Source organism: Chryseobacterium sp. HNCC26DJ240 (assembly GCF_057180485.1).
This window is the reverse complement of the sequence record NZ_JBXUGK010000007.1, coordinates 210,185-233,679: the sequence shown is the minus strand read 5'-3', so window position 1 is coordinate 233,679 and position 23,495 is coordinate 210,185. Positions and strand designations below refer to the sequence as shown.

Below are 23,495 nucleotides of genomic sequence, written 5' to 3'. Positions count from 1 at the left end.
ATTTGTCTGCAGGTGGAATGATTAATTTAAAAAGTTACTTTTTCAGAATGCTGTAAGAAATGAAGCAGGAAAATGATTCCATAAATCCATGATACATATAAGAATGAATAAAAAATTCCAAATCCGAAGCTTTTTAGTAAATCATCTTTGCAATGTTTTGAATTTTTAAAGACCAAACGTAAAGCACGGAAGAAAATCCAGTAGAGCATTGCAATAAAGATAAGAACTGTAGCCCAAATGAAAATCCCCAGAAAATAGAGAAGAAATACAGCAACCAAACCCAGAAAAAACCACAGGATTATAGATAAGATAACTCCTGCACAGCCGTCTCCATCTCCAATATCGGGTAAATCTCCATCGAAACCTTCAAACTTTGGCCTCTTGTCGGCAATATTTTTCAGTTTTTCTCTACTGACGATAGCACCAACATTCTCTTTCAATTTTAAACCAAAATACAATCCTAAACTCACAAAGAGAAAGAATGCTCCAGCCAGAATAGAAGTGGAAATTATTGAATTCTGAAACAAAGTTCTGTGAGAATGAATACCAGAAATCCAGACACAAAGAATGACCAAAATGATAATTCCGAGGGTGAGAAAACTCAACATTTTGGTTTCGACTAAAAACCGGCTTTTTAAATTCATTTAAATTATCCTCTAAACTAGTTTTTGATTTCTAAAATTAAAATAATTGATTTAAATCTTTTCTAAAATCTTCTTAGGCAAAACCTTGTTTAATTGAGACTTCATCTCCTTTTCAACCAGAATATATTTCCAGTTTTTACGGTCTTTTGAGACAGCAACAGCTTTTGTTTTTGCATTGATATAATAAGCCATTTCTTTTGGATAATATACTACGCTGCCATTTCCATATTTCTGGATCAGCATATTTTTAATGCTATTCCTCATTTCCTCCTGCATCCCTTCAGCATTGCAACGGATTCTGGTAGAATAATTCACAACAGAAAAATATTCTCCGTTCACCAATTCTGAATTCCCAACCTGCGAAACTTTGGAACTGATGATTTCAACTTTCATGAATGGGTTGTTGTAGGTCATATTTAAGAGCATTTTCATCTGGTCTTTGGGCAAAACCGTGAAAAATTTAGGATAAATACTTTCAACCACGTTATCAATATCCTTGTTCTTCAGTTGACTTAAAAATCCGGAAAAAGACTTTGTAATATATTGCTGGTCTGCATTCTGAGCAGAAAACATTACACTGAAAAGAATGAATAAACCAAGAACTATTTTCGATTTCATTTACTATTTATTTTTTGGTAAAAATAAAAAAAGTCATTCTTCCGAACGACTTTTTTCACTTTATTTTGAATGATTATTTTACTTTTACTAGCTCAACATCAAATATTAACCATGCATTTGGAGGAATAACTCCACCTGCACCGTTCGCACCATAACCCATCGCTGGCGGAATCAATAATGTAGCGGTTTCACCTTCTTTCAGTAAAAGAATTCCTTCGTCCCAACCTTTGATTACTCTACCCATCCCGATAGGAATTTCAATTGGCTCATTTCTTTTGAATGAAGAATCGAATTCGGTTCCGTTTACAAGTTTACCTGCATAATGTACAGAAACATTATCTCCTACTTTTGGATTTGCCCCAGAAGTCGTTTTGGTAATTTTGTAGTAAAGACCAGATTCTGTTTTCTGCATTCCGGCCTTTAGACCTTCTAAATTTTTGTTAGCTTCTGCTTCCGCTTTTTCAGCCATTGCTTTGTTGTTGGCAGCAATTTTTGATTTACCTTCAGTGAAAGTTTTTGCGGCATCGTAGTTTTTGTACTCATCACCCTTGCTGAAAATACCTACTTTTTCAAGTACAATATCAGTTTTTGGCTTATCCTGAGCTCCTTTTTCTACATTTGCAATAGTGTCTACTGTTTCAAGACCTTTTACAACTTTACCGAAAATAGTGTGTTTTCCGTCTAACCAAGGTGTTGCCACTTCAGTGATGAAAAACTGAGAACCGTTGGTATTCGGTCCAGAATTAGCCATAGAAAGAATTCCTTTTCCAGTATGTTTTAGGTCGTTTTTCTCGTCTTCAAACTTGTAACCAGGATCTCCCATTCCAGTTCCCTGAGGATCACCTCCCTGAATCATAAAATCTTTGATCACTCTGTGGAAAATAGTTCCGTCATAATAAGGAACACCTTTCACCTTCGCTTTGTTATCAATTTTCCCTTCTGCAAGACCAACAAAGTTGGCAACAGTTACAGGTGCTTTTTTATCTTCCAACTTCACGATCATGTTACCTTTCGTTGTCTGAAGATTAGCATAAAGTCCGTTATCAAGACTTTCGTAAGTTTCTTTTTCTACGTTCATTTTTTTATAGATTGGAGTGCAGCTCATCAGCGAAACGCTTGCCGCTGCAAGAATTATATTTTTATTTAAAAATTTCATTTATAATAATTTGAGTTTTATGATTAAAGGAACATCGTTATCAATTTTATTTTCGTCTCCAAAAGTGCCGTAAGCAAGTGAAGAAGGCACCAAAAGGGTAATCTCCTCTCCTGCTTTCATGTATCTCAAGGCGTTTTCCACGGCTTTCAGTTCATCAAAATGACCAAACCTGGCGTTTTCTCTTGTAAAAGACTTCTCATAAATTTTAGTCATGTCAAAATCGTAAAGTTCATAAGAATAGGAAACTGCGACATCATCCACCTGCTTCTGTCTGTCATCAAAACCATTAACATCTACCCAATAATTTAATTTTGTAGGATAAAATTTTGTTTTCTGCGTAGATATCCATTCCTGGATTTGCTGTCTTTCTAAAATATTGAGATTTTTTGTTCTTTCTTTAGATGTTTTAAGGTCAGATTGGCTCAGAACCCCGCCAACCGGAGGATAAACTGTGGTATTTCTCTTGCAGCCAACGAAAGCCAGAATTGAAAGAAGAAGTATTTTTTTCAAATGCAGTCTGTTTATTTATTATTTCATAAACCGATGCGAAAATACGCAATTCTACGAACATATAAAAACAAAAAAAGCCAAGAAAACCTTGGCTTTAAATTTATTTTTTAGTTGATTAAACTGTTTCAAGAATATTCTTCTCTACCAAAACTCTCCATCCGAAAGGATCTTCAGAAAGGTTGTTTTGTAGATTTACCAAATCATTTTTAAGTGTTACAGCGAAGCTTTCTTCGTCTGCAAGTCTTGGCAACTCCAATTTCTCACCCTGATATCCCAATGCCTGGAAAACAGTGGTTACTACAGCAGTTCCTACACCCCAAACTTCTTTTAAAGATCCGTCTTTTTGAGCAGCAACTACATCTTTTACTTTGATTGGCTCAACTTTCACATCGAAACCTCTTTTCTTAGCTAGTTGAATGAAACTATCTCTCGTTACACCATCCAAAATTTTCTCTGAAGTCGGTGGTGTGTAAATTGTATCATTAATTCTAACGAAAACATTCATTGTTCCACTTTCCTCGAAATATTCGTGGGTAGCGTCATCTGTCCAGATGATTTGGTCATAACCTTCCTCGATCGCCAACTGAGTTGGATAGAAAGAAGCTGCATAATTTCCTGCTGCTTTTGCAGAACCTACACCACCGCTTGCCGCTCTTGAATAGTGATCTGAAATTTTAACCGAAACCGGTTCTGTGTAATACATTTTTGCCGGTGTAGCCACGATTGCAAACATATATTTATTGGCAACTCTTGCTTTCAGAGCTTCCTCTGTAGCAAAAATTAAAGGTCTTATATATAACGAATTACCTTCACCTTGTGGAATCCATTCTCTATCTATGTTTACTAAAGCTTTCAATCCGTCAAGGAACATTTCTTCAGTAACTTCAGGCATTGCAAGACGCTTTGCAGATTTATTGATACGCTCAAAATTCTTTTCGGGCCTGAAAAGGAAAACCTGTCCGTCTTTGTCTTTATAGGCTTTCATACCCTCAAAACAAGCCTGTCCGTAATTTACTCCCATCATTGCCGGAGTAAAAGGAATCGGACCGTAAGGAACCACTTTCACATCACCCCATTTTCCATTCTCGTACTCACAAATCACCATGTGATCAGCGAAAACATTTCCGAATGAAAAGTTATTAGGGTCGAATGTTGAAATTCTGGAGTTTTCTGTCTTTTGAATTATCATTTCTTAAATTTTTTATGATGTTCTACAAATTTAATATAATTTTTTAAATATAAAAATTTTAGGTTAAATTTGACAAAAAAAGCATGAAAAGAGAAGTCAAGACAACAAACGACGGAAGCAAAACACTGTTTATTAATGATTTAAATGAAAACTACCATTCACACCATGGTGCACTACAGGAAGCAGAACACGTGTTTATCAAAAATGGATTAAATTTAGTAAATGATTATGAAATTAATATTTTAGAACTCGGTTTTGGCACAGGTTTGAACGTTTTAGTTACTATTAATGAATATTTAAAAACTGACAAAAATCATAAGATCAATTATTTTACCCTCGAAAAATATCCAATTAATGAATCAGAAATTAATGATTTGGCGTATTTTGAACTTTTCGATAACACAGAATTAAAAAATATTTATCAAAAAATTCATCAGACTGATTGGGAAAATTTAAATGAAATTGTTCCGGGATTTAATTTAAAAAAGATTCAATGCGACTTTTTTGACCTGAAAGACATAGACTTACCAAAAATAAACCTTGTTTATTTTGATTGTTTTGGAGCACGAGTACAGCCCGATCTTTGGGAAAAGCCTTTATTTGAAATGGTTTCCGAGAAAATGAACATGAACGGATTGTTAACAACTTACTCATCAAAAGGTAGCGTGAGAAGGACTTTAAAGGAACTTAACTTTAGTGTTGAAAAAGTGCCTGGACCTCCAGGAAAGAGAGAAATGATTAATGCATGGAAGGCTTAGATTCAATATTTAAAATTCAAGATTTCAGATTATTAATTTCAGATTGATCCGATGAATAATTGGTTTTTTGAGGTTTTATACAAAACAAAATCTTTAAATTAGCATTACAAATATTAATATATGGTAGATAAAATCAATGTCAGGGTTTACGCCTGTGCTGTGAAAGATAAAAAAGTGCTTACTTTATTTGAAGAATATGCGGGCGAGCCGTTGATGAAACTTCCCGGGGGTGGACTTGAATTAGGCGAAGGACTCACCGACTGCCTCCACAGAGAATTTGATGAAGAGCTCAATGTAAAAATTGAAATTATTGATCACTTTTACACTCAGGAACATTTTCTGACTTCAAGATTTCGGGAAAACGAACAGCTTTTAACAGTATATTATTTAGTAAAAATTATAAATGAGGAAGATTTCCTGATCATGGATCCCTGCATCGAAAAAACAGAATGGATCGACATTGACAGAGCAGACAATCCTTTCCCACTTCCCGTAGATAAAATTGTTTTTGATAAATTAAAAGAAAAATTCCTGTAAAATTTTACAGGAATTATTTTTATCGTGGAGATTTAAAATCTTTAGCACCAGGATATGGTTGCAAATAGCCCGAGTTCCAGTTGGATTGTAACAGAGATTCTAAAAACTCATCTGTTCTGTTTTTATGTGGATTGTATTTTTCTTTCAAATCAATATCTGCCACTTTACCTTTTACATTCCACCAAAAAGCACTCCATCCACCTCGCAATTCTTTAATTACTTCAAAAACATTTTTCCCGGTAGCACGGCTCATCAGTTTTGCGAAAACCTGGCCTTCAGTTGTAGTTAAATCCCTCAGCTGCTTCTCATATTGGTCAGCCAACATATTCTGACGGTCTTTTACAAATTTGCGCTTAGCTGCAGAATCCATATCCTGCATATCAGCCTGAATATCCCGGTATTGCTGAAGAGCTGTAAGAAAAAGCGGATAAACCCTGTACAGTTTTTTATTTAAAAAGTGATAAAAATTCTTATCAAGCTGATTGTTGAATTTTGGCCTATTGACCAGTCTCAGCTCATCCATTATCACTACTGTTTCCCCATTAATGTCATAAATTTTTGCTTTTTGCCTTTCGTCATAGAAATATTTCTGGCCAAACTCATCAGTTTTAAGCTGATCTTGCGGATATTTACTTAAAGGCATGATTCCCAGAGTATCAACTACTTGAGCGTGGGTGGAGATTGCAAAAAAAATAAGAAAAGGGAAGAAAATTTTATTTAAAATCATTATTTTTACACTTCGTATCAAAAAAAATCAACGCAAAAATCATTCCTTTCTATATGAAATTCGAAAAGAAGTCTCTAAAGTTTTTAGAACAATACTTAAACACATCATCACCTACCGGCTATGAACATAAAGGTCAGGAAGTTTGGATGAATTACATCAAACCTTACGTCGACAAAATTGAAGTTGATCATTACGGAACCTGCTACGGAATTATAAATCCTGAAGCAGAATTCAAAGTAGTAATTGAAGCTCACGCCGATGAAATCTCATGGTATGTAAATTATATCACAGATGACGGTTTGATTTATGTTATCCGAAACGGTGGTTCAGACCAGACAATTGCTCCTTCAAAAGTAGTAAGTATTCATGGTGAAAAAGGAATTGTAAAAGGTGTTTTCGGATGGCCGGCAATTCACACAAGAAGTGCTAATCAAAACGAACCTACTCCAAAAATTGAAAACATCTTCATAGACTGCGGCGCAATCTCAAAGGAAGAGGTTGAAGAAATGGGAATTCATGTAGGTTGCATGATTACTTATCCTGACGAGTTTTTTCAAATGAACGACCGTTATTTTGTCTGCCGTGCTTTAGACAACAGAATTGGCGGTTTCATGATTGCTGAAGTTGCAAAACTTTTAAAGGAAAACAAAAAAACACTTCCTTTTGGTTTGTATATTACCAATTCCGTTCAGGAAGAAGTGGGTCTTTACGGGGCAGACATGATTGCAGATACCATCAAACCAAATATCGCCATCGTAACAGATGTTACGCACGACACCACAACTCCGATGATTGAGAAAAAGAAAGAAGGCGATCAGAAATGTGGTGACGGCCCGGTGGTATTTTTTGCTCCAAGCGTACATCATAAAATAAGAGAATTGATTATCGATACTGCCAAATCGAAAAAAATCCCGTACCAAAGAGCTGCAGCAAGCCGTGCAACAGGAACTGACACCGACGCTTTTGCCCACTCAAATGGTGGCGTCCCGAGTGCATTAATTTCTCTGCCTTTACGCTACATGCACACAACAGTGGAAATGGTATCTAAAGAAGACGTTGGAAATGTAATTAAATTAATCTACGAAACTCTTTTAGAAATTAAACCTGAGATGAAACTGAAGTATCATTAAAAGGTAAAAGACTCATGTAAAAAGATAAAAGTAAATAGAAAGTAAAATGAAAACTAAGCTTATAGCGCCTTCCCTATTGTCTGCGGACTTTGGAAATTTACAACGGGACATCGAAATGCTCAATAATTCCCAGGCAGACTGGTTACATGTGGATGTAATGGACGGGAGATTTGTCCCAAATATTTCGTTCGGGTTTCCTGTAATGAAAACGATTCAGCAACATGCCAAAAAATTTGTTGATGTGCATTTAATGATCGTTGAACCCGAAAAGTATGTTGAAGAATTCATCAATCACGGAGCTGATTTGGTTTCGGTTCATTATGAAGCGTGTACACATTTGCACAGAACTATTCATCATATTCAAAGTTTAGGAGCTAAGGCTGGGGTTGTTTTAAATCCTTCAACACCGGTTTTAATGCTTGAAGATATTATCGGTGATGTAGATTTGGTTTTACTAATGAGTGTGAATCCTGGATTTGGCGGACAAAAATTCATTGAAAACACTTACAAAAAGATTGCAGAAACAAAAGATCTCATTTTAAGTAATAACTCAACAGCATTGATCCAGATTGACGGTGGCGTAAATATCGATAATGCTTCCAAACTTTTTGATGCAGGAGCCGATGTTTTAGTAGCAGGAAATGCTGTTTTTTCAGCAGAAAGTCCGGAAAGAATGATTGAACTTCTTAAAGTTTAAATTTAGTCTACAATAAAATCCTAAAAAGGCTGCCAATTGGCAGCCTTTGTCATCTCGGGTTTGGAGAATTCTTGTGGTTACAGTTTACTTTAGTTTTTAGTTGGTGAAAATAAATTCTCATTTACTTCATTACAAATATCTGCAAACTTTTAAATGCAAGTCAATCCGTAAAAACACGGTATTTTATCACTAAATCAGTTATGTACATTTTGGCAGATATTGAAACAAAAAAAATCCGGACTAAGCCGGATTTGTATATTTTATTCAAATTTTTCTTAGAAAATTTCTCTTCCAGAAAAATGGAATTGTGCTTCAATAAGAGCATTCTCATTAGAATCTGAACCATGCACTGCATTTTCGCCAATGCTTCTTGCAAACATTTTTCTGATTGTTCCTTCAGCAGCTTCAGCAGGATTTGTGGAACCAATTAAAGTTCTGAAATCTTCCACAGCATTATCTTTTTCTAAAACAGCTGCAACAATTGGCCCTGAACTCATAAATTCAACCAATTCTCCGTAGAAAGGTCTTTCTGAATGTACTTCATAGAATTTTTTTGCATCAGCAACTGTAAGCTGAGTCAATTTTAAAGCTTTAATTTTGAAACCTCCTTCAGAAATCTTTCCTAAAATTGCACCGATATGACCGTCAGCAACCGCATCAGGCTTAATCATAGTGAACGTAATGTTAGACATAATATTTTTTTAATTATTTGCACAAAAATACAAAAATTTTTGAAAATTCTGTTTTTAAGTTTTATTTAACATTAAAATAACTTTTATTAAGAAATACGTCACATTCCTTTGGCACAGTAATTGTTTATTACATTCCGATTCTCATGTTTAATTTGAGTTTTCATGGTTATTAGTTTTTACCCAGCTTCGGCTGGGTTTTTTATTTGCATAAATATCGCTATTTTATTATCAATTTAGCAATTATAAATATTTAAGCAAATAAAATCTCAACATTTCATTATGAAACATTGAAAAACCAATAATATTATGAGAAATTAAAAATTGTTTTGGGCTTCTTCTTCCGCCTCATCCATCAACTTGATATAGTTGGCATATCGAGAATGTTGTATTTCGCCGGTCTCCAGAGCACCAAGAACAGCACATTTTGGTTCATTAATATGAAGACAGTTGTGAAATTTACATTCTTCACGCTTTTTGAATATTTCCGGAAAGTAATGTTGTATTTCTTCTTTCTGAACATCAATCATTGCAAACTCACGCACACCGGGAGTGTCAATTACATTTCCGCCAAAATGCCAGAAATGCATCTGCGCAAAAGTTGTGGTATGTTTTCCTTTAAGATGCGTATCTGAAATTTCCGAGGTTTTTAAATTCAAATCAGGTTGCAATGCATTAACTAAAGTTGACTTACCACATCCGGAATGACCAAAGAATACAGAAGTTTTATCTTTTAATAAGTTTTGTAAATCATCTAAATTCAATTTTGAATATGACGAAATTTCCAAACTGTTATAACCAATTTCGTTGTAAAGAAATTCAATATCTTTTACATCCTCTATCTCTTCTTCACTCAAAACATCCATTTTGTTGAATAAAATCAGCGGTGTAATATTGTAAGCTTCACAACATGCTAAAAATCGATCTAAAAAACCAAGAGACGTTTCAGGATGTTTTAAAGTGAAAATAAAACAGGCAATATCAATATTTGAAGCGATGATGTGCGCTTCTTTGGACAGATTGACCGATTTTCTAATCAGATAATTCGTTCGGGGTTCTATTTTGGTAATCCAAGCCACATCGTCCTGCTCCAGCTGAAATTCTACAAAATCGCCGACAGCAAGTGGATTCGTAAGCCTTGTTTTGATGAGCTTGAATTTTCCGCGTATTCTTGCCTCGAAGATTTTATTGGTCTCCAATTCTAAAACCTGATACCAGCTTCCCGTGGATTTTATGATTTTTCCTTTCACTTTTATATATTAATGCAAATATAAATAATTAAGGTCTGAAAAGCAGAAAACATTTTGTTTAGCGAGCTCTTCAGACCTTTAATTGTACTTTTTATCTGATCAAAATTTATTTGTTAATCATCACCTTATTTTGCACTTCAATAGATTCCTCATGAATCGATTTAAAAATTTTCTCTATAAAATCATGTGACATCCCTGTTTCTACAGCTTTCTGACTTGCATATTCTGTGATTTCTTTCCATCTGGCCGGCTGAAAAATAGCGATATCGTTTTCCTTTTTAAGCTTTCCTATTTTTTCGGAAATTTTCATTCTTTGAGAAAGCATTTCTATAATTTGGAAATCTAAATCTGAAATTAAAGTCCTGTGTCTTCCCATTTCACCTTCAAATCCTGCAAAATCAGAGTTTCTCACTTTTAGATTTGTAATTAAATCTGCCAAAACCTCTGGGGTAATCTGTTGTGAAGCATCACTCCATGCCTCATCAGGATTGCTGTGTGATTCTATAATTGCACCTTGGTAGCCTACATTCAAAGCTTCTTGAGTTACATCCGCCAAACCTGTTCTGTTTCCACAGATGTGTGAAGGGTCAATTAACATCGGAATATTCGGAAATTGACTTTTAAAATCCAAAGCAATCTGCCAATTGGGATTATTTCTGTATTTCGTCTTTTGGTACGTTGAAAAACCTCTGTGAATAACGCCAAGATTTTTAATATCCTGCCCCAAAAGCCTCTCCAAACCTCCAATCCACAATGCCAAATCTGGATTTACCGGATTTTTTACCAGTACTGTTTTTTCAGTTCCTTTTAGAGCTTCCGCAATTTCCTGCACGGTAAAAGGATTTACCGTAGAACGTGCGCCAATCCAGAGAATATCAACATCTGCCTCTAAAGCTGCAGCAACGTGATGAGCGTTCGCAACTTCTGTAGCCGTCTTAAAACCGTATTCTTCTTTTACTTTTTTTAACCAATTCAGGCCAATAACTCCTACCCCTTCAAAACCGTTTGGCTTAGTTCGGGGCTTCCAGATTCCCGCCCGGAAAACGGAAACATTAGCATTGGTTTCTTTTAAACGTCTGGCTGTTTCCAGCATTTGTGCCTCACTTTCAGCACTGCAGGGTCCAGCTATCATCAGCGGTTGAGATAAATCATTAATCCAGTTGCTGTTCAAATCTTTAAGTGTCATATTAATTATTTTATTGTTTTAAATACATGAAAATTCAAATTATAAATGAGTTATAATTCTTTTCGAAATTGCCGTTAAAAAAAATTTAAGGAAACAAAAACCCGGTAGAACAAGTTATGTTTTTAGGAAAAGAAATTTATTTAGCAATACCAATAAAATCGGTAATAACCAGTAAAATTTCTATAATAATTAGCTAACAAACCAAAATAACCACTGATAAATTCAGCAGCCTGATACCCAAAAGATGAGTGAGAAAACAGAGTTGTATTCGAAAAATTTTTCATTTAAAATTCTAATAACATCTGTAAATCAGTTAATTATGATTTATTTTTTAAATTAAATTATTTCCGTAGAGGAAAATTATTCAACAAATATATAAAATTTAAGTTAAATCAAATCTCATCAGATCATCAAGATCTTTCAAAAGAGGATTTTTTTCGATAAATTTCTCGTAGATTTTCCTTTTAGTCAAAACTTCCACTTTCAAATTTTCAAAGTCTCTTTTGTACTCGATTTCGATTGAAAAATTATGAACCTTTGTTTTAAAATGATTGAAAAATTCACCGCTGATTTTATCAAACTCAGTCTTCGCAGAATCTGACGGATAAAGAACTTCGATTACATTTTCGTCCTTTTTTTTAAGCTTAAAACCTTTTACTGCGTTGAAAACAAAAACATTTTTATTCTGAAGCTGTTTTAAAAGCAAATTCCATTCAGCCTGAAGATCAGTTTCTGTAAAATGATTTTTGGGAAGATTTTCGGTTTTAGTAATTACAATTTCTTCTTTCTCAACTGTTTCAGTTTGATTCATAAATGAAGAAATACTCAAACCACCTTTTGAAGCAGGTCTTGATAAAGGTTTTGCTACCTTTTTAGCCACATGAATTTCCTCTGAAGAAGTTTTCACTTCAGAGATTTCAGGTTTTACTGCTTCAAGTTTTTTTTCCGGAACCGGCTTTTTTATTTCTTGCTTTTCGTCAAGAAACGGAGCCAGTATTAAGATTTTTTTTTTTTAAGAACATCTGCTCCACCAGTAAGTGAAGACAGTTGCATCAAAGCTATTTCTACGGTAAGCCTCGGATTTTTAGAATTTTTGTAATTGATATCTGCATGATTGCAAATTTCAATTCCGTGTATCAGCAATTGCGGACTCCAACTTTTTGCCTGCTCAGCAAATTTAGCTTTGGTCTGTTCACCCACTTCAATCAAATCTATTGTAGAAGCATTCTGCGCCATCATCAAATCTCTGAAATGATTTCCGAGACCTGCGATGAATGTGTGAGAATCAAATCCCCGTTTTACAATCTCATTAAAAGAAGAAAGTACTGCCGGAATATTATTTTCCCTGGCTAAATCTACAATATTCAGATATTGATCGTAATCTAAAATATTAAGCACTTCAGCAGCTTTTGCCAAAGTAATATTTTTATGTGAAAATGTAGAAAGTCTGTCAAAAATAGAAAGGGCGTCTCTCAAAGCACCGTCAGCTTTCTGAGCAATTAGATAAAGTGCATCATCTTCATACTGAATAGATTCCTTTTCAGCAATTTGCCTTAAATGTTCCTGAATATCAAGAATTGTGATTCTTTTAAAATCATAAATCTGACATCTTGATAAAATGGTAGGAATAATTTTATGCTTTTCTGTAGTTGCCAAAATGAAAATAGCGTGAGCAGGGGGTTCTTCCAAAGTTTTCAGAAAGGCATTGAATGCTGCTGACGACAACATGTGCACCTCATCAATAATGTAGACCTTGTATTTACCAACCTGTGGCGCGTATCTTACCTGATCAATCAGTTCACGGATATCGTCTACAGAGTTGTTTGAAGCAGCATCTAACTCATAAATATTATAAGCAAAACCATCTTCAGAAACTGAACCATCTTTTTCATTGATTTTGCGGGCAAGAATTCTGGCACAGGTCGTTTTACCTACACCTCTTGGCCCACAAAACAACAAAGCCTGAGCAAGCTGATTTTCTTCAATAGCATGTTCTAAAGTATCTGTAATATGAGACTGCCCTACTACAGTGTCAAACTGCTGCGGGCGGTATTTTCTTGCAGATACTATAAAATTTTCCATTGCCCAAAAGTAAGAATAATTGTTTAAATCTGAAAATTTAATACCTCAGATTTTTAAACAAAAAAGTAAATCTTCAGTGACGAAGATTTACTTTTTTCCCGCTTTTTTAGAATAGGCATAATCTACTATTTCTTCAATAGCACCTTCAATTTCCTTTCTTCCGCTTTCTGATTTTAGATCAATCCCGCAGAAAGTTGTTCCGTTGTAGGCCGTGTAAAGATTTAAGTGATAGATCCCTGCAATCATTAAAGCAGTCATGGCACGATATCTCGTAGCATCGTCTCCAAAGTGTGGATCTGTAATATTTTTGAATAGCTCTTCGCCAATTATTTCTCTTTCGTCAAGAATCTTTTTAAGAACAGGTCTGCTTTCAGACAGCTCCCAAACTAGGATTTTCTGAAGTTCCTTATTCTTTTTAAGATTTTCAAACTGGTTTAACATCGCCATTTTAGACAATGCCTGACCTCCGTCTGTAAGATCTACATTATTTTCTCCGCTGAAGTTACTCCAGTAATCTTGAGATTTAATGTACTCATCAATCAGTTTATCTGTGCTTCCAAAATATTCATAGATAAGTTTCTTGTCGTATCCTGCTACAGCAGCGATCTTACTTACCATCAAACCTGAATATCCTTTGGTCTTTAGAATTTTCCCTACAGCTCCCAGGAGCTTTTGTTTGGTCTTTTCCTTATCACGGATAGGACCTTGTACTACTTTTCTTGGCATTTTTGTTTATTATTTATGCAATCTGCATTTTTTTCGTAGATAAAAGATATGATTTACCATATCATTCAGTCTGCTACATTGTTAGCATAATAATTTTAAATTCTGTACCTGTGTTTTAAAGATTTAACTTTTTGCACTCATATCTCATTTTGAAAATTAAAAACTGTTAAAAATCAAACCTGTTTGAATTAAATTTTAAACATTAGTTTAGTATTTTCCTCATTATAATTGCTTTCTGTTCCGTTAAAGAAATTTGAAATTACCAATTAAAATAATCCTCCTTCGATAAGTACTGTAATTAAATTATTTTTTTTGTTAAAAAAACTAATTAAATTTTGTGAGGTTTGGTTTAGTGTTCTATCCAAAATCTGTTCCAAGTTATCATGTGAAACACCGAATAATCTGTTGTAAAGATATAAAATTCTTAAATGTGTGATGACTTTTTTGAGAAAATTTTAACCGTATACCACATTTTTCTTTCAAACTGCCCATTAATAAATGATTTTGGCAGAAATATTGAAGTTGTAAAATATACCAAAAATCTCAAAAATTAATTATGAAACATAAAATTGCCATCATTGGATCAGGTTTTTCAGGACTTTCCGCGGCATCGTACGCTGCAAAAAATGGCCATGAGGTTCACATTTTCGAAAAAAACAACAGTTTTGGCGGTCGTGCAAGGCAATTTACCACAGAAAACGGTTTTGTTTTTGACATGGGACCAAGTTGGTACTGGATGCCGGATATTTTTGATTCATACTTTGAGGATTTTGGTAAAAAAACTTCAGATTTCTATGAGCTTGTTACTTTAAATCCTCAGTTTGAGATGATTTTCACTGATGAAAATTTAAACTTACCTCAGAATTTTGATGAAATGAAAGATTTATTTGAAGTCATTGAAAAAGGAGCAGCAGATAGTCTTGAAAAATTTATGCAGGATGCAAAATATAAGTATGAAGTAGGGATGAAAGACTTCGTTACAAAGCCCTGCTTTTCGTGGACAGAATTTTTCTCTTTAAAAATTTTAAAAAGTGCAGTAAAACTTGATCTTCTCTCCGACTTTAGAACGTTTGTTGGGAAATATTTTAAAAATCATAAACTCCGAACTTTGATGGAGTTTCCTGTGATTTTTTTGGGAGCATCACCAGAAAATATTCCTGCACTTTACAGTTTGATGAATTACGGTGGTTACAGGCTCGGAACTTTTTATCCGATGGGCGGCTTTTACAAAATCATTGAAGGAATGATGAGTATCTGTAACGATTTGGGTGTACAGTTTCATAACAATGCTGCGGTAGATAAAATAATAAGTGAAAACGGAAAGGTGAAATCAATTCTGGTCAACGGACAAACACTTGAATTTGATTCTGTCATTGCTTCCTGCGATTATAATCATACGGAAACGAACCTTCTTACGGATCAGGAAAAAAATTATACGGAAAATTATTGGAAATCAAAGACCTTCGCCCCTTCCTGCCTTATTTTTTATTTGGGAATTAATGAAAAAATTAAAATAAAACATCACACTTTATTTTTTGAAAATGATTTAGATCTACACACCAGCGAAATTTACACTGACAAAAAATGGCCTTCAAAACCATTGTTCTATGTTTGCAGTCCGTCACAGACCGATGCTTCAGTTGCGCCTGAAGGCTGTGAAAATTTATTTTTACTTATGCCTATTGCTACCGGAATTGAAGATTCTGAAGAAATGAGACAAAAATATTTTGCTCAAATGATAGAAAGGATTGAAAAACATACTGGTACAGAAAATTTAACTCAAAAAATAATTTATCAAAAAAGTTTTTGCTTAAACGACTTTAAAGAAGATTATAATGCCTACGAAGGAAATGCTTATGGTTTGGCGAATACTTTAAACCAGACCGCCGTTTTAAAACCGTCGCTCAAAAATAAAAAAATAAAGAATCTGTACTACACCGGTCAGCTCACTGTGCCTGGTCCGGGAGTTCCGCCATCGATTATTTCAGGTAAAATAGCCGCACACCAAGCCACCCTTTAATATAATATTATGAAACAAAAATTTGATGACCTTTCTTTTAAGATCAGTAAACAGACCACCCAGCAATACAGCACAAGTTTTTCACTTGGGATTCTTGCACTTTCACCGAAAATCAGAAACGCAATTTACGCAATCTATGGCTACGTAAGGCTTGCCGATGAAATTGTAGACAGTTTTCATGGTTACGACAAAAATATACTTCTCAATAGATTTAAAACACAGACGGAAGAAGCTCTTGCTGAAGGAATTTCATTAAATCCTATCATGCAGGCATTTCAGGAGACAGTTTTACAGTATAAGATTGAACACCATTTAATCTACCAGTTTCTGAGAAGTATGGAGATGGATCTTCAGAAAATCGATTATAATTCCGAACTTTACGACGAGTATATTCTGGGCTCTGCCGAAGTAGTTGGTCTGATGTGTCTTCATGTTTTTGTAAATGGTGATAAGGTAGCTTTTGAAAAGTTAAAACCTTTTGCCATGAAGCTTGGATCTGCATTTCAGAAAGTGAATTTCCTGAGAGATATGAATGACGATTTTGAAATTTTGGGACGAACCTATTTTCCGGGTGTTAATATCCTCAATTTCAACATAGAAGAAAAAAGGCAGATCGAAAAAGATATTGAAGAAGAATTCAGGCTTGCATTAGAAGGCATCAAAATGCTTCCGAAAACTTCAAAATTCGGAGTGTATCTTGCTTACAGATATTACATTTCATTGTTTAACAAAATAAGAAGAACTCCCGCCACCGCAATTTTAAAAAAGAGAATTAGAATTTCCAACGGAAGAAAAATTTCTGTAATGATGAGCAGTTATCTTCAGTATAAAATTGCTTTTATTTAAACTAAACTATGGTTCACACACTCAAACGCACGCAACAGCTTCAATGTAATATTTCTACTGCTTGGAAATTTTTCTCTGCTGCAAAAAATCTGTCAGATATTACTCCTGACGATATGAGTTTTATTGTTATGACAGAATTGAATGATGAAGAAATTTATGAAGGAATGCTGATTGACTATTATGTTTCTCCTCTATTCGGTATTAAACTGAAATGGCAAACTGAAATCACTCAGGTTGATAAAGAAAAAAGTTTTACTGATTTTCAGAAAAAAGGACCTTTCAAACTTTGGAATCATCATCACGAATTTGTTTCTAATGAGCAAGGCGTTTTAATGACTGATATTGTTACGTACGAACTTCCTTTAGGTTTTTTAGGCGAAATTGCCCACAAAATTATGGTGAAAAGCAAGCTTGAAAACATCTTCAACTACCGCTACAAAATTCTTGAAACAAAATTTAATCAAAGATGAATTTTTTAATTGTCATCATCACATTTTTCACAATGGAAGGACTCACGTGGTGCATTCATAAATATGTGATGCACGGTTTTATGTGGTTTCTTCACAGGGATCATCATGATCATTCCAACGAAGGGCATATTGAATGTAATGATTATTTCTTTTTAATTTTTGCAATTCCGACGATTGTCCTGATGTATTTCGGAACCATTAACGGATTTAATGAATATTTCTACGTTGCGTTGGGAATAACGCTCTACGGAATGTCGTATTTTTTTGTGCACGATATCTTTATTCATCAGCGTTTTAAGATTTTAAGAAATACGCAGAATCCATATCTGCTTGCAATCAGAAGAGCTCACAAACAACATCATAAACACACAGGAAAGGAGCATGGCGAATGTTTTGGTTTTTTGTGGGTTCCTGTAAAATACTTTAAAATGTTTTTTAAAAAAGATAAAAAATGATGCAGTTTACTTATTTACTGATTAATTTTTTTGCAGTAATTATCTGTTTTATTTTTTCATTTCATTCTAAAATTAAGTTCAGCAGATATTTCAGGGCATTTATACTGTCATCGCTTTTTGTTGCGATGTTTTTTATTGTCTGGGATATGATTTTTACGGCACAAAAAGTCTGGTGGTTCAGTCATGAATATACAATTGGTCTGCGTATTTATAATCTTCCTATTGAAGAAATTCTCTTTTTTATCTGCATTCCGTTTTCGTGTGTATTCACTTATTTCTGTTTAGACAAATTTTTCAGTTTTCTTTGGGTGAAAAAGATTGAAAATGTACTTCTTCATATAATAACGTTCGTACTTCTCGCACTTGCCACTTACTTTTATGAGCAACTCTATACTTTCACGGCATTTGTAACCTGTGCATTGAGTATTTTAGTTTTAAAATATATTCTGAAAGCCGACTGGCTGGGAAAAGCTGTCATAATCTATATTATTTTAAGTCCGGGATTTTTGGTTGTGAACGGTCTGCTTACCGGAACGGGATTGCCCTCGCCGGTTGTAAATTATAATCCTGATGAGTTTATGGGATTCAGAATTCTGACGATTCCTGTCGAAGACTTTTTCTACGGACTTGAAATGATTCTCTGGAATCTTTTTTTCTTTTTAAAATTTAAAAAATATGAGCAAAATAAATATATTCTGGTTTAGACGGGATTTGCGTTTAGACGATAATACAGCACTTTTGGAAGCTTTAAATCAGGAAAATAAAGTTTTACCTGTATTTATTTTTGATAAGGAAATTCTCTCGCATCTTGAAAATAAATCTGACAAAAGAGTTGATTATTTTCATCAGGCTCTGGAAAAAATGAATGATGAATTGAAAGAGCATGGAAGCAGTATTAAAACTTATTTTGATAAGCCACTTGATGCATTTAAAAAAATAACTGAGGAATTTGATTTGGAAGCTGTTTTTGTTAACAGAGATTATGAACCGCAGGCAATAAAAAGAGATGACGAAATCAGGAAATTTCTGGAGAAAAATGATATAAAAATGTTTGATTTTAAAGATCAGATTATTTTTGAAAAAGATGAAGTCGTAAAAAGTGACGGCTTGCCTTACACCGTTTATACACCGTACTCAAGAAAATGGAAAGAAGCTTTTAAACAAATTAAATTTCAGAATGAAAAAACCAATTTTTCAAATTTCTATCAGAATAAATCTTTTAAAATATTAAGTTTAAAAGAAATCGGATTTGAAAAAACAGACTTAAAATTTTCTGAACCTACTCTATCCAAAAAACTCATTGAAGAATACAATAAAACAAGAGATTTTCCCGGACTGAATGCTACAACCCGTCTTGGAGTTGCTTTGCGTTTCGGAACTATCTCTGTCAGAAAATGCGTTGAGTTTGCCTCTCAACATAATGAAACATGGCTCAGTGAACTCATTTGGAGAGAATTTTTTATGCAGATTTTATATCATTTCCCGAAGGTCGTTACCAAAAGTTTTAAAGAAAAATACGAAAATATCCCGTGGCGGAATAATGAAAAAGAATTTAAGCTTTGGTGCGAAGGCAAAACTGGTTATCCGATGGTTGATGCGGGAATGAGACAACTGAACGAAACAGGTTTTATGCACAACAGAGTACGAATGGTAACTGCGAGTTTTCTTACCAAACATCTCTTGATTGACTGGCGATGGGGCGAAGCTTATTTTGCAGAAAAATTGTTAGACTATGAACTTTCTTCCAACAACGGAAATTGGCAATGGGCAGCTGGTTGCGGTTGTGATGCAGCACCCTATTTCAGAATTTTTAATCCTGAAGAACAGCAGAAAAAATTTGATAAAGACGGAAAATACCGTTCTGAATTTCTACCAAAAGATTACAGCATTGAGCCAATGGTTGACCACAAAAAAGCCCGTGAACGTGCACTCGAAGTTTACAAAAAGGCGGTAAACGAAAATTAAGGTTAGAAATGCATTAAAAGGTGATTAAAATCTGTAAAGCTACCACAAAATATTATTTGGGGCATATAATTTGTAATATCGTCTGTACACCATAAATACAAAGATTACTATGAATATTACAGATCTAAAAATCACAAATCTGGTACAGTATAATAACCAGATTTATTCAGTAAAGGAAATTTTGCAGCCGAAAGAAGGTCAGTATTTCGTAAAAATTGATAATGATTTGGAAAGCTTTAAAGTTCCGGCAGAATCTATAAAACCGATTCTAATTGATGAAGATTGGTTGCAGAAGCTTGGTTTTTTAAAGACTTACAGTTCAGAGCAAAGAATTAGATATGAAAGACCCGAACAGTTTATCAAATATGACTTTGATTTGACAGCGAAAAAGCTTTTGGAAGGCTTAAAGATTTATGGTAACTCTGTGAGATGCAAATATATTCACGAAGTTCAGAATATTTTTTCGAGCCTTATTGGAAAACCAATTTTTAACAGTTTGAAAAAGGAAAATACAGCAATCGTATAAACTGCAAATGCTTCCAAAATAAAAAAAGTTCTGATTATTTTCAGAACTTTTTTTATTTATGTAATTCGTCTTTTATTAATTGAAGGTATCCAATGGTGTTTTCCGCAGTTTTTACAGGTGTTATCGTCGTTTGGATTTTTTACTTCAGTAAATCCACAAAAAGTACATGAATAATGCTTTTCTTCTGAGAAAACAGTTGTAGATTTTTCCAGAGAATGCAGAAGTACAGGCAAACCATATTTTAAGTCTTCATCCTCATAAAAAAATACGCTGATCTCGCCAGAAGTTTCTTCTATCGCAGACTCCACCTGTCCTAAATGTGAAATGCTTTTCATTCTTAACTCGGCAAAAAATTCATCGCTGCCTAATTTTTCTTTTTTAAAATTTTTAATGGCAAAAACTCCATTTTCAATGAGTAAAACAGGTTTGCCTTCGAGAAGAATCTCAATTTTTTTGGATCTTCCGATAAGATAAACGACCAAAGAATAAAATAAAATAATGACTGCAAAAACGAATATTGATGATAACAGACCGACTTCCCGATAAAACATCGGATCACCGGCCGCTGAGCCCAATCCGATAATAACAACGAGTTCAAAAACAGAGAGTTGCTTTACACCTCTTTTTCCTAAGAGCCTGATTCCGAAGATAATTACAAGAAACATCACTGCAGTACGGAAAATAATCTGTAGCAGAAAATCCCAGCTTTCGGAGCCTAAAATAAGTTCATTCCAATCGATTTGCATAATTTGATTTTAAAACAAAATTAAAACTTCAAAAAGCAAGCCGCAGAATCTTTCACTACCCTACTTCGCGCATTTCACTTGGTATTTTGCCGGTGTGTTTTTTCAGAAAATTAGTAAAGTTTCCTTCGTCGTTAAAACCTAAATTATAAGAAATTTCTGAGATGGTATTTGACGAAAATTTTAAAGCATTTTCAGATTCTTTTATTACTTTTTCAATAATCAACTGTTTCGCTTTTTTTCCGCTCACGTATTCAGACATTTCTGTCAATTTCCGTGATGAAACCTGCAATTCTGAAGCGTAATAAGAAACTTTTTTCTGTACTTTAAAATCTCTCTGCAACAAGACTCTGAAACGGTTGACGTAAGAAACAAATTCAAATTTTTCGTCATCAATAATCACTTCAACCTCTTCAGACTGAAAGGCATGCAACAAAAGAGACTCTATAAAATTATGTGCAGCAGAAACATACAGACTTTCATCACGCAATTTAAAAGCCTCTACTCTTTTCGACAATGCTTTTTTCTCACTGAAGCAATTTTGACAAAGAGGAACTACAAAAAAATTAGATGTAGAATTGAAGAATATTTTTGAATTGATAAAGAAACTGTCCTGAGGTGTTTTTTCGTAAAAACAAGATCTGAAAACAATGCATGAAGTTTTGTCTGATACATCGCCCAACAGTTCAAAAGTTTTTCCCGGACCAACGTAGACTACTGAGCTTGAGCTTACAATTCTCTCGCCAACATCAGTTTTTAAAGTAAATTCTTCGGCAGAAATAATGATTGCAAAATACTGGTGATTGACAAAAAGACGCGATTGATTATTGATGGCAATAATTTCTTTAAGAGATTTTATGTAAAATCCTACCTTTTTTATCTGATCATCCGATTCTGCGTTTTGAGTCATTTAGTAAAAATTCAAGATACAAATTTAGCAATAAAAGCCTTAATTACAAAGGATTTTAAATACCATATCGCTTAAATATTAAAACATTAACATAGATTCATAAAATTTGCGTAGAATTCTATTTTTTTAATCTCTCGTAAAGGTTATAATCTGTACCTGACGGCTTTAAACGGTATATTTTCTCTAAAATTGCATTCTGACTCTGTAAATGGTCTTTAACTCTAAATTCTTTGATTAATTTATAATTTTGCTGATAATACGCTGAATCTTTCTCTGCGAAAAGGTTTTTATACGAAAGCAAATACTTCGGATTTCTGTTTTTCACCGTATTGATCCAATAATTTTCTTTGTCTTTTACAATTTCATTCTGAATATTTTTATCCACCAAACCTACTTCATCAATTGTTTTTAAATGTGAAAAATAAGGAACATAACCGGCTGGTTCGAGCAAAATCCACTGGTTTTTATCTTTTTCGTAAATATCCAGATAAAGCCCGATGTGTCTTCTGTAATTCCATTCTCCGTTTCCTGTTGCCAAAGAATGAACAGTTTGAAATGCAATCATTGGTACAACGTAAATAAAGATGAAGAGTGAAAGCCAAAGATTTCTTTTTTCTTTAATTTCAAGAACGAAAATGATAATCGGAACGAATAAAAGAATCTGCGGAACCCAATAATACCAATCGAAAAGACTTTTTTGGGACAGGAAAACGATTTGTTTTATCCAAGCAAAAATAAAGATAATCCAAAGAAAATAGTTTCTGTTGTTTCTCTGTCTCACAAGGAAAATAAAACACAGCAACTCAAAAATCGCAATGACAATCGTGAACGGATTAAAGTCTTTCGGAAGCTTGATCATTCCCCAGAAATTACCGTAATTCAGATTAAAATATTCCCAGTTCTGTTTTAAATTAAACTGACCGTCATATCTCAATTTCTTTGCGACAATCGTGTTATTAACAATTTCTCCAAAGTAAAACCAATTGAAAGAAAGTGAAACTGCGAGCGCTAAAATTCCACCAAAAATATAATTCCATCGGATTTTTTTTGTCCAGATTACATCTACAATAAATGTAATTCCAAGAAAAATTACAGTATCTATTCTGGTAAACATAATGAGCATCGGCAACAGCAAAAGTGCCCATTTCTTCTCTTTTTTGAAACCGTAATACAGCAAAGCCATTTCCAGAAAGAAGAGGATTCCATATTCCATCCCGAGAATTGAGATTTTAATGGAAGGCGGCAACAAGCCGAAAAGTATAATGAATATAGCCTTGTGTCTGTTATCTTTAAAAAGCAGATGCGAAAGCAGTACACTTCCGATGGTAAAAAGTATCGAATTAAAGATTAATAACGGCTCTATAAAGTTTTCCTTACCGAAAATAAGATTGAAAAAATAAGAAACAAAAACATAAAGATGTGTCGTGGAAGCTGAAATTTTCGTAGCTCCGTTGAAACCGATCACGCCGTAATCCATCAGGTTTTGCGCTACCCGCCATGTAATGAAAGCATCTTCCTGAATGTGATGCGTAAGAAGGAAAAATATTTTGACTGTGAGGGCAATAAAAAATGCGTAAATGGGAAGCTTCTTCTGTCCGGATTCGGTCATCGTGTTCGTTGTTTTTGCAAATATAAACCTTATATTTTTTACCGTCAAAACA

At 34.1% G+C, this 23,495-nt stretch carries 26 protein-coding genes; 11 read left to right on the top strand and 15 right to left on the bottom strand.

Features of this window, described 5'->3' with window-relative positions:
• Positions 1–26 precede the first annotated feature (26 nt).
• The 5 genes from AC2A1G_RS15365 to AC2A1G_RS15345 form a co-directional block, all read right to left on the bottom strand.
• Complete coding sequence (locus tag AC2A1G_RS15365) at positions 27–608, bottom strand: hypothetical protein (RefSeq protein WP_484047788.1); 582 nt, start codon at positions 606–608, stop codon at positions 27–29.
• An 87-nt stretch (positions 609–695) separates the two neighbouring features.
• Positions 696–1,262: a hypothetical protein gene (locus AC2A1G_RS15360; protein WP_484047787.1), complete on the bottom strand. Its 567-nt coding sequence runs from the start codon at positions 1,260–1,262 to the stop codon at positions 696–698.
• Positions 1,263–1,335: 73 nt separating this feature from the next.
• The gene (locus AC2A1G_RS15355; protein WP_484047929.1) at positions 1,336–2,340 is read right to left on the bottom strand and encodes a peptidylprolyl isomerase; all 1,005 of its coding nucleotides are present in this window, start codon (positions 2,338–2,340) and stop codon (positions 1,336–1,338) included.
• A 78-nt stretch (positions 2,341–2,418) separates the two neighbouring features.
• A complete protein-coding gene (locus AC2A1G_RS15350; protein ID WP_484047786.1) occupies positions 2,419–2,928 on the bottom strand; it encodes an FKBP-type peptidyl-prolyl cis-trans isomerase in 510 nt (169 codons plus the stop codon).
• Positions 2,929–3,043: 115 nt separating this feature from the next.
• Complete coding sequence (locus AC2A1G_RS15345; RefSeq protein WP_484047785.1) at positions 3,044–4,117, bottom strand: branched-chain amino acid aminotransferase; 1,074 nt, start codon at positions 4,115–4,117, stop codon at positions 3,044–3,046.
• 83 nt (positions 4,118–4,200) lie between these two features.
• On the opposite strand from AC2A1G_RS15345, the gene mnmC2 reads away from it, so the two are divergent.
• Together mnmC2 and AC2A1G_RS15335 are read left to right on the top strand one after the other, a co-directional pair.
• A complete protein-coding gene (gene mnmC2 / locus AC2A1G_RS15340; RefSeq protein ID WP_484047784.1) occupies positions 4,201–4,875 on the top strand; it encodes a tRNA (5-methylaminomethyl-2-thiouridine)(34)-methyltransferase MnmC2 in 675 nt (224 codons plus the stop codon).
• A gap of 120 nt (positions 4,876–4,995) precedes the next feature.
• Complete coding sequence (locus AC2A1G_RS15335; RefSeq protein WP_484047783.1) at positions 4,996–5,412, top strand: NUDIX domain-containing protein; 417 nt, start codon at positions 4,996–4,998, stop codon at positions 5,410–5,412.
• Positions 5,413–5,431: 19 nt separating this feature from the next.
• Here the strand turns inward: AC2A1G_RS15335 and AC2A1G_RS15330 are convergent, their stop codons facing one another.
• Positions 5,432–6,139: a DUF4294 domain-containing protein gene (locus tag AC2A1G_RS15330; protein ID WP_484047782.1), complete on the bottom strand. Its 708-nt coding sequence runs from the start codon at positions 6,137–6,139 to the stop codon at positions 5,432–5,434.
• Between the two features lie 53 nt (positions 6,140–6,192).
• Here AC2A1G_RS15330 and chrP point away from each other — a divergent pair, with 53 nt between their 5' ends.
• Complete coding sequence (gene chrP / locus AC2A1G_RS15325; protein WP_484047781.1) at positions 6,193–7,269, top strand: chryseobasin maturation metalloprotease ChrP; 1,077 nt, start codon at positions 6,193–6,195, stop codon at positions 7,267–7,269.
• Between the two features lie 46 nt (positions 7,270–7,315).
• Complete coding sequence (rpe, locus tag AC2A1G_RS15320; RefSeq protein WP_484047780.1) at positions 7,316–7,966, top strand: ribulose-phosphate 3-epimerase; 651 nt, start codon at positions 7,316–7,318, stop codon at positions 7,964–7,966.
• 275 nt (positions 7,967–8,241) lie between these two features.
• Here rpe and AC2A1G_RS15315 read toward each other — a convergent pair whose 3' ends face one another.
• From AC2A1G_RS15315 to AC2A1G_RS15290, 6 genes are all read right to left on the bottom strand, one after another.
• Positions 8,242–8,661, bottom strand: coding sequence for a nucleoside-diphosphate kinase (locus AC2A1G_RS15315; RefSeq protein WP_262152546.1), 420 nt, complete (start codon positions 8,659–8,661; stop codon positions 8,242–8,244).
• Between the two features lie 311 nt (positions 8,662–8,972).
• The gene (rsgA, locus tag AC2A1G_RS15310) at positions 8,973–9,905 is read right to left on the bottom strand and encodes a ribosome small subunit-dependent GTPase A (RefSeq protein ID WP_484047779.1); all 933 of its coding nucleotides are present in this window, start codon (positions 9,903–9,905) and stop codon (positions 8,973–8,975) included.
• A gap of 106 nt (positions 9,906–10,011) precedes the next feature.
• Complete coding sequence (locus AC2A1G_RS15305) at positions 10,012–11,091, bottom strand: chorismate mutase (RefSeq protein WP_484047778.1); 1,080 nt, start codon at positions 11,089–11,091, stop codon at positions 10,012–10,014.
• 382 nt (positions 11,092–11,473) lie between these two features.
• Positions 11,474–11,998 (bottom strand): hypothetical protein, encoded by a 525-nt coding sequence (locus tag AC2A1G_RS15300; RefSeq protein WP_484047777.1) that lies wholly within the window; start codon positions 11,996–11,998, stop codon positions 11,474–11,476.
• An 89-nt stretch (positions 11,999–12,087) separates the two neighbouring features.
• Complete coding sequence (gene dnaX, locus AC2A1G_RS15295; RefSeq protein ID WP_484047776.1) at positions 12,088–13,173, bottom strand: DNA polymerase III subunit gamma/tau; 1,086 nt, start codon at positions 13,171–13,173, stop codon at positions 12,088–12,090.
• 87 nt (positions 13,174–13,260) lie between these two features.
• Complete coding sequence (locus AC2A1G_RS15290) at positions 13,261–13,899, bottom strand: TetR/AcrR family transcriptional regulator (RefSeq protein WP_484047775.1); 639 nt, start codon at positions 13,897–13,899, stop codon at positions 13,261–13,263.
• A gap of 556 nt (positions 13,900–14,455) precedes the next feature.
• On the opposite strand from AC2A1G_RS15290, the gene AC2A1G_RS15285 reads away from it, so the two are divergent.
• From AC2A1G_RS15285 to AC2A1G_RS15255, 7 genes are all read left to right on the top strand, one after another.
• Positions 14,456–15,919, top strand: a complete 1,464-nt coding sequence (locus tag AC2A1G_RS15285; RefSeq protein WP_484047774.1) for a phytoene desaturase family protein — start codon at positions 14,456–14,458, stop codon at positions 15,917–15,919.
• Between the two features lie 9 nt (positions 15,920–15,928).
• Entirely contained in the window at positions 15,929–16,765 is an 837-nt protein-coding gene (locus tag AC2A1G_RS15280) for a phytoene/squalene synthase family protein (RefSeq protein WP_484047773.1), read from the top strand.
• Positions 16,766–16,773: 8 nt separating this feature from the next.
• Positions 16,774–17,235 carry an SRPBCC family protein gene (locus AC2A1G_RS15275; RefSeq protein WP_484047772.1) on the top strand — a complete coding sequence of 154 codons (462 nt, stop codon included), beginning with the start codon at positions 16,774–16,776 and terminating at the stop codon, positions 17,233–17,235.
• Entirely contained in the window at positions 17,232–17,690 is a 459-nt protein-coding gene (locus tag AC2A1G_RS15270; protein ID WP_262147795.1) for a sterol desaturase family protein, read from the top strand. Before AC2A1G_RS15275 ends, AC2A1G_RS15270 begins: the two co-directional genes overlap by 4 nt.
• Complete coding sequence (locus AC2A1G_RS15265) at positions 17,687–18,394, top strand: lycopene cyclase domain-containing protein (RefSeq protein ID WP_484047771.1); 708 nt, start codon at positions 17,687–17,689, stop codon at positions 18,392–18,394. The genes AC2A1G_RS15270 and AC2A1G_RS15265 overlap by 4 nt, the downstream gene beginning before the upstream one ends.
• Positions 18,366–19,655, top strand: a complete 1,290-nt coding sequence (locus tag AC2A1G_RS15260; protein WP_484047770.1) for a cryptochrome/photolyase family protein — start codon at positions 18,366–18,368, stop codon at positions 19,653–19,655. Before AC2A1G_RS15265 ends, AC2A1G_RS15260 begins: the two co-directional genes overlap by 29 nt.
• Positions 19,656–19,764: 109 nt before the next feature.
• Positions 19,765–20,181 (top strand): hypothetical protein, encoded by a 417-nt coding sequence (locus AC2A1G_RS15255; RefSeq protein ID WP_484047769.1) that lies wholly within the window; start codon positions 19,765–19,767, stop codon positions 20,179–20,181.
• Positions 20,182–20,237: 56 nt separating this feature from the next.
• Here AC2A1G_RS15255 and AC2A1G_RS15250 read toward each other — a convergent pair whose 3' ends face one another.
• From AC2A1G_RS15250 to AC2A1G_RS15240, 3 genes are all read right to left on the bottom strand, one after another.
• On the bottom strand, positions 20,238–20,927 hold the full coding sequence (locus AC2A1G_RS15250; protein WP_484047768.1) for a DUF421 domain-containing protein: 690 nt from the start codon (positions 20,925–20,927) through the stop codon (positions 20,238–20,240).
• 55 nt (positions 20,928–20,982) lie between these two features.
• Entirely contained in the window at positions 20,983–21,834 is an 852-nt protein-coding gene (locus tag AC2A1G_RS15245; RefSeq protein WP_484047767.1) for a helix-turn-helix domain-containing protein, read from the bottom strand.
• Positions 21,835–21,952: 118 nt separating this feature from the next.
• Complete coding sequence (locus AC2A1G_RS15240; RefSeq protein ID WP_484047766.1) at positions 21,953–23,443, bottom strand: hypothetical protein; 1,491 nt, start codon at positions 23,441–23,443, stop codon at positions 21,953–21,955.
• Between the last annotated feature and the right edge of the window lie 52 nt (positions 23,444–23,495).

Excerpts from the sequence above, each read along its gene's own strand:
- AC2A1G_RS15245 (WP_484047767.1), bottom strand. The coding sequence starts at position 21,834 with ATGACTCAAAACGCAGAATCGGATGATCAGATAAAAAAGGTAGGATTT.
- AC2A1G_RS15360 (WP_484047787.1), bottom strand. The coding sequence starts at position 1,262 with ATGAAATCGAAAATAGTTCTTGGTTTATTCATTCTTTTCAGTGTAATG.
- AC2A1G_RS15255 (WP_484047769.1), top strand. The coding sequence starts at position 19,765 with ATGAATATTACAGATCTAAAAATCACAAATCTGGTACAGTATAATAAC.
- AC2A1G_RS15285 (WP_484047774.1), top strand. The coding sequence starts at position 14,456 with ATGAAACATAAAATTGCCATCATTGGATCAGGTTTTTCAGGACTTTCC.
- AC2A1G_RS15250 (WP_484047768.1), bottom strand. The coding sequence starts at position 20,927 with ATGCAAATCGATTGGAATGAACTTATTTTAGGCTCCGAAAGCTGGGAT.
- dnaX (WP_484047776.1), bottom strand. The coding sequence starts at position 13,173 with ATGGAAAATTTTATAGTATCTGCAAGAAAATACCGCCCGCAGCAGTTT.
- AC2A1G_RS15290 (WP_484047775.1), bottom strand. The coding sequence starts at position 13,899 with ATGCCAAGAAAAGTAGTACAAGGTCCTATCCGTGATAAGGAAAAGACC.
- AC2A1G_RS15240 (WP_484047766.1), bottom strand. The coding sequence starts at position 23,443 with ATGACCGAATCCGGACAGAAGAAGCTTCCCATTTACGCATTTTTTATT.
- AC2A1G_RS15305 (WP_484047778.1), bottom strand. The coding sequence starts at position 11,091 with ATGACACTTAAAGATTTGAACAGCAACTGGATTAATGATTTATCTCAA.
- AC2A1G_RS15265 (WP_484047771.1), top strand. The coding sequence starts at position 17,687 with ATGATGCAGTTTACTTATTTACTGATTAATTTTTTTGCAGTAATTATC.
- AC2A1G_RS15275 (WP_484047772.1), top strand. The coding sequence starts at position 16,774 with ATGGTTCACACACTCAAACGCACGCAACAGCTTCAATGTAATATTTCT.
- rpe (WP_484047780.1), top strand. The coding sequence starts at position 7,316 with ATGAAAACTAAGCTTATAGCGCCTTCCCTATTGTCTGCGGACTTTGGA.
- AC2A1G_RS15335 (WP_484047783.1), top strand. The coding sequence starts at position 4,996 with ATGGTAGATAAAATCAATGTCAGGGTTTACGCCTGTGCTGTGAAAGAT.
- AC2A1G_RS15270 (WP_262147795.1), top strand. The coding sequence starts at position 17,232 with ATGAATTTTTTAATTGTCATCATCACATTTTTCACAATGGAAGGACTC.
- AC2A1G_RS15355 (WP_484047929.1), bottom strand. The coding sequence starts at position 2,340 with ATGAACGTAGAAAAAGAAACTTACGAAAGTCTTGATAACGGACTTTAT.
- AC2A1G_RS15365 (WP_484047788.1), bottom strand. The coding sequence starts at position 608 with ATGTTGAGTTTTCTCACCCTCGGAATTATCATTTTGGTCATTCTTTGT.
- AC2A1G_RS15260 (WP_484047770.1), top strand. The coding sequence starts at position 18,366 with ATGAGCAAAATAAATATATTCTGGTTTAGACGGGATTTGCGTTTAGAC.
- AC2A1G_RS15280 (WP_484047773.1), top strand. The coding sequence starts at position 15,929 with ATGAAACAAAAATTTGATGACCTTTCTTTTAAGATCAGTAAACAGACC.
- AC2A1G_RS15345 (WP_484047785.1), bottom strand. The coding sequence starts at position 4,117 with ATGATAATTCAAAAGACAGAAAACTCCAGAATTTCAACATTCGACCCT.
- AC2A1G_RS15330 (WP_484047782.1), bottom strand. The coding sequence starts at position 6,139 with ATGATTTTAAATAAAATTTTCTTCCCTTTTCTTATTTTTTTTGCAATC.
- chrP (WP_484047781.1), top strand. The coding sequence starts at position 6,193 with ATGAAATTCGAAAAGAAGTCTCTAAAGTTTTTAGAACAATACTTAAAC.
- mnmC2 (WP_484047784.1), top strand. The coding sequence starts at position 4,201 with ATGAAAAGAGAAGTCAAGACAACAAACGACGGAAGCAAAACACTGTTT.